General features: G+C 72.9%; 1 protein-coding gene. It reads right to left on the reverse strand.

All coding sequences use genetic code 11. From position 1 onward, the window contains the following. The coding region (locus ACYQ0U_RS22810) for a transposase (RefSeq protein ID WP_459976170.1) at window positions 1–473 on the reverse strand (473 nt) is incomplete at both ends.

Below are 473 nucleotides of genomic sequence, written 5' to 3' on the forward strand. Positions count from 1 at the left end.
GACCGTGACCGACACCGCGGCACCGCCGTTGATCGCGGCGTGGACCGGTCCGCGGCCGTAGAACGCCGAGTCCATCCGCACCAGCACCGGCTGGGTCGTGCCGAGCAGCCGTCGGGTGGTCCGCACCGCGTCGCCGACCAGCCGCTTCGCGCCGCGTGGCGACCCGACCGCGCCCTTGCGGAGTCGTTGGGCCACGATCACCGGCGCCGTTGTCGCGGTCGCGAGCGTGGCGAGCAGCGCGTTGAGGCCACGGACACCGGAGTAGCCGAACCCGGCGCCCTGCTTGGCGTAGCCGTGGACCTCGATGATCGTGTCGTCGACATCGAGCAACGCGTACCCGGTTCCGTCGGCGTTCGCCCCGGACGCGGCCCTGGCGCCCAGCAGCCCGGTCAGCCCGGCCAGCGCGGTCAGGAACCGTGATGCGATCGCGTCGAGCTGGCGGACGTGGCCGAAGGTGAACGCCCGCAGGAACA

The organism is Nocardioides pyridinolyticus (genome assembly GCF_054653575.1).